The sequence below is a fragment of the Bacillus sp. P4_D3 genome (assembly GCF_056401855.1).
Genome location: NZ_JBFUIN010000252.1, coordinates 1 through 4,641, shown reverse-complemented (window position 1 = coordinate 4,641; position 4,641 = coordinate 1). Strand labels below are relative to the sequence as shown.

At 37.7% G+C, this 4,641-nt stretch carries 4 protein-coding genes; 2 read left to right on the top strand and 2 right to left on the bottom strand.

Annotated elements, in window-relative coordinates; all coding sequences use genetic code 11:
- Positions 1-357, bottom strand: a 357-nt coding sequence (locus AC1DTM_RS18575; protein ID WP_477000628.1) for a biotin/lipoyl-containing protein, incomplete at its 3' end; no start/stop codon positions are given.
- Positions 358-486: 129 nt separating this feature from the next.
- Positions 487-3,354, bottom strand: a complete 2,868-nt coding sequence (gene odhA, locus AC1DTM_RS18570; RefSeq protein WP_477000627.1) for a 2-oxoglutarate dehydrogenase E1 component — start codon at positions 3,352-3,354, stop codon at positions 487-489.
- Positions 3,355-4,179: 825 nt separating this feature from the next.
- On the opposite strand from odhA, the gene AC1DTM_RS18565 reads away from it, so the two are divergent.
- Together AC1DTM_RS18565 and AC1DTM_RS18560 are read left to right on the top strand one after the other, a co-directional pair.
- Positions 4,180-4,389, top strand: a complete 210-nt coding sequence (locus tag AC1DTM_RS18565) for a helix-turn-helix transcriptional regulator (protein ID WP_088098824.1) — start codon at positions 4,180-4,182, stop codon at positions 4,387-4,389.
- A 2-nt stretch (positions 4,390-4,391) separates the two neighbouring features.
- Positions 4,392-4,641 (top strand): permease (locus AC1DTM_RS18560; RefSeq protein ID WP_477000626.1); only part of this gene is annotated, 250 nt, incomplete at its 3' end.

Genomic DNA, 4,641 nt, shown 5'->3' with positions numbered 1-4,641 from the left:
TGGTAAACCTTGCAATGCTTTATTTTGTTCAGCACTTGGAGCTGCTGCTTTTGGTGCTTCAGTAGTTTCTTGTTTTGGTTGCTCATTAGCTGGAGCAGGTGTACTTACTGCAACTGCTGCGCCGTTTGCGTCTAAAATTGCGATAGTAGCGCCAACTTCAACTGTATCTCCAGGTTCGCCTAGTAACTTCGATACAATACCTGAATCTTCTGCAATGATTTCTACATTGACTTTGTCAGTCTCAAGCTCAACAACGCTGCCACCTTTCTCAACTTTGTCGCCTACGTTGATAAGCCATTGTGAAATAGTTCCTTCTGAAATAGATTCTGCAAGCTCAGGTACTTTAATTTCGATCATTTTAAATGTCCTCCCCTTATTTGCCTAACGGTGTGTTTTGTCTTCTTTAATCTTCGGTAATCTCCATTTGTTAGCCCGGCTGTGGCAGACTATCTGCCACAGCTGAGCCTGAAAAACTCATTGTTACTTTCAGTTGCTGAAAACTTCAATTTCTTGTTTATCTTGGCGGAAGTTGTACTTCACATCTAAAGCGTGTGCAACGATTAATTCTTGCTCAGCTTTGTGAGCGAATGGATCGCCACCAGATGGGCTAGAACGATCCGGGCGTCCAATGTAACCTGTTTTCACTTTATCCCCAGCTAGTTCGAACAGAATTGGAGCCATGTAATGCCATGCGCCCATATTACGAGGTTCTTCTTGAACCCAAATGATTTCTTCTAAGTTTTTAAAGCGTTTAATAATAGATTGAACTTTGTCAGCAGGGAATGGGTACAACTGCTCGATACGAACCATATGAACTTCATCTAGGCTGTACTCATGCTTACCACTCTCGATTTCTGCTGCTAAGTCAATTGCCATTTTACCTGTACTTAAAACAAGGCGTTTTACTTTGTTTGGTTTCGCACCAAGGTTTCCTTGTTCTAAAGCAGGTTGGAAACGTCCTTCACTTAACTCACTACCTGTAGAAAGTGTAAGTGGGTGACGTAATAAGCTTTTCGGCGTCATAATTACTAATGGTCGAACAGCCTCTGTTCCTAAGATAGATGCTTGACGGCGCAAGATATGGAAGTATTGTGCCGCGCTCRTTAAGTTTGCAACTGTCCAGTTGTTCTCCGCAGCTAATTGTAAGAAACGTTCTGGACGTGCACTAGAATGCTCCGGTCCTTGACCTTCATAACCGTGTGGTAATAGAAGAACTAGACCTGATTTTTGACCCCATTTCGCTCTTCCTGCTGAAACATATTGATCAAATAATGCTTGCGCAGTATTTGAGAAGTCACCATATTGCGCTTCCCACATCACAAGAGTTTCTGGAGCAAATACGTTGTAACCATATTCGTAACCAACAACAGCAGCTTCTGATAACGGACTGTTATGAACAGAGAATGATGCGTTAATGTTCGGTAAGCGATGTAATGGTGAATATGTTTCGTTTGTATCAGTATCGTGTAATACGATATGACGATGCGCAAATGTACCACGCTGTGAATCTTGACCAGTTAAACGAATTGGCGTACCTTCTTGTAAAATAGAAGCGAATGCTAACGATTCAGCAAGTGCCCATTCAATTTTACCGTTTTCTTCAAGAGCATCTTTACGGCGCTCAAGAATTTTCTTCACTTTTGGATATACGTTAAAGCCTTCAGGCCAAGATAATAGTCCTTCATTAATTGCACGAAGTGAGTCAATTGAAACACCAGTGTCAATCGGTTGAATTCCTTTTGCAACAACCTCTGGAACTTTAACGTGAATTGTTGCAGCACTCGTATCAGCTGGTGGCACTTGTGCGTATTCAGCCTTTAATTCCTCTTGCATAAACTGAGTAATTGTTTCAACCTCATCTGCATTCAGAACACCRGCAGATTGTAATTGATCTGCATAAATTGCTCTTACAGTTGGGTGATTTTTAATTTTTTTGTACACTTGTGGTTGCGTAACTGCTGGATCATCCATTTCGTTATGACCATATCGGCGGTAACCGATTAAATCGATTAAGAAGTCCTTTTTGAACAGCGTACGATATTGGATCGCAAGGTTTGCAGCAGCAAGACAAGCTTCCGGATCATCAGCGTTCACGTGAACAATCGGAATATCGAAACCTTTTGCAAGGTCACTTGAATATTTAGTAGAACGAGAATCATAGCTATCAGTCGTAAAGCCGACTGCATTATTTGCGATAACATGAATAGTTCCGCCAGTTTGGTATGCATTCAATCTACTTAAGTTCAATGTTTCAGACACAACACCTTGACCAGGGAATGCAGCATCACCATGAACTAAAATTACGAATGACTTTGTAGTATCTTGTTCTGGAAGACCAGATTTTTTACGATTCTCTTGAGCTGCACGTGCGAAACCTTCAACAACAGGGTTAACGAACTCAAGATGACTCGGGTTATTTGCTAATGTAACACGGGTGCTAACTTCTTCATTACCAACGACTTGTTCTCTACCTAAATGGTATTTCACGTCGCCAGTCCAGCCAGCATTTGTCTTTACACCTTCTATTTTTGCATGTTTGAACTCAGCAAACATGTGACCATATGGCTTTTCTAATACGTGAGCGAGTACGCTTAGACGACCACGGTGAGCCATACCAATCATGACATCTTCAACGCCGCCTTTAGCACCTTCTGAAACAATTTCATCTAGTACAGGTACAAGCATATCAACGCCCTCTATTGAGAAACGTTTTTGACCAACGAATGTTTTATGCAAGAATTGCTCGAAACCTTCAACAGCAGTTAAACGTTTTAAAAGAGCAGTTCGTTTTTTATTTGATAATGGTTGACGCAATGAATTTGATTCCACCATTTGATGCAACCACGCGCGTTCTTCACTATCTTGTATATGTGAGAATTCATAAGCTAAAGATTTTGTATAAACGTCTTTTAATCTATGAATTACATCAAGTGCAGTGTGAATACCCTCTGGTGCATCTTGCCATACTGTTTTTGCTGGAATCGCTTTCAAATCAGCATCGCTCAGTTCGTTCATTGCTTTTTCGATAAGAGATTGTCCGTTTGCAGCATCTTCCATCGGATTAATGTGAGCCAATGTATGCCCGAAAGAACGAATCTGTTCAACAAGTTGAACGACTTTAAGAATTTTTTCAATGTTACCTGTGTTTTGAGGAGAAAAATGTGTTGCTGTGTTGTCCCCTGTTACGACATCATCTTGAAACGAAGGAGCTCCAAAAATTTCAAAAAGCTCTTGTAATTCCGGATCAACAGAACCTGCTCCAGTTACGTAAAGATCATACTGTTCAATAACATAACCRAGGTTCGGACCATGGAACTTGGCCCAAGGGTTTGTCGTTGTATTCTTCCTCGTCATTTGTTTAAACCTCCCAATGCATATAATCCTTTTCCTATACAAAAGGTGCATTTTGCTCTTTTTCAATAATTGATGAACTAATAATTAATGTAAATGTTATCTTTACTCTTATGTTATTACAATAATTTACATAATACCAAACACTATTACTTATCTGTTTTGTAAAAAAACATTCACAATTACTTATCACCCAAGTTAATCTTTCATGTTATAAAGTAATTTTACAGAAAAATGGGGTGGATATATTTGGTATGCCTACATTAATAACTATAATTGTTGCATTTAAATATAAGTATAACTATCAGAATGTTTCGATAAAATTTAGTTCGAATTATGTATATTGAAATAATAAGCGCTTTCATTGATATTATACAACAATACAACGGAATATAGTATAAAAAATAAAAAATTATGAATTTACCATAAACTTTATATCGATAGTGTTAAATATTGAAAGGAAAATGAAGGATTTCTACAAAAAAAGTGGCTATACATAAAAAATGCTTCATAAACCGTTAGTTTCTATAAATATGGCGAAAAACAACGTAAAAACAATAGCGCACATCACCCAATAAGGAGAAGAATGAAATATTTTAAAAGGATAAAACAAATATGGAGATATTAAATTTTCACAAAAGCGGGGAGGAGATATAGTAACGGCTATATACATTGTTCCATGTTTCATTTCAAAATAGACGTGCTGAATTTGAAAAAATTTCTTCTATATAAATAGAGTGAAAAATAATTACAATGAATGTAAAGGAACCTTGACGTAAAGTTTCCTTTACATATATACTCGGTATAAGGAAGGAGGGAGAAATTTCCTTGGAAAATAAAATGGTCGAATATCGAAAAAAATTTGGACTATCTCAAGAAAAATTGGCTGAGAAACTTGGGGTTTCCAGACAAACCATCATTTCAATTGAAAAAGGGAAATATGATCCATCACTTCCGTTAGCATTTGAAATTGCAAAAGCATTTCAGACAACGATAGAACATGTATTTATTTATGAGGGAAAAGAAGAGGAGGCATAGAGATGAATTATTCACAAAAGTACTTTGTAATTATGGGAATTATTTTTCTGTTTATGAGCGGATTTATGGTACTAACAGGTGTAATGACGCATTCTGCACCGCCGGCAGTAACTTATCCGTTACTTGCAATGATGATTATGAGTTTCTGCTTAAGTTACTTACACCCGCAATTTAAAGAAAAAGATGAGCGAATGAAACTCATTCGTTATAAAGGAATGTTCGTGACATTTTTTGCATTAACAGCATACTATC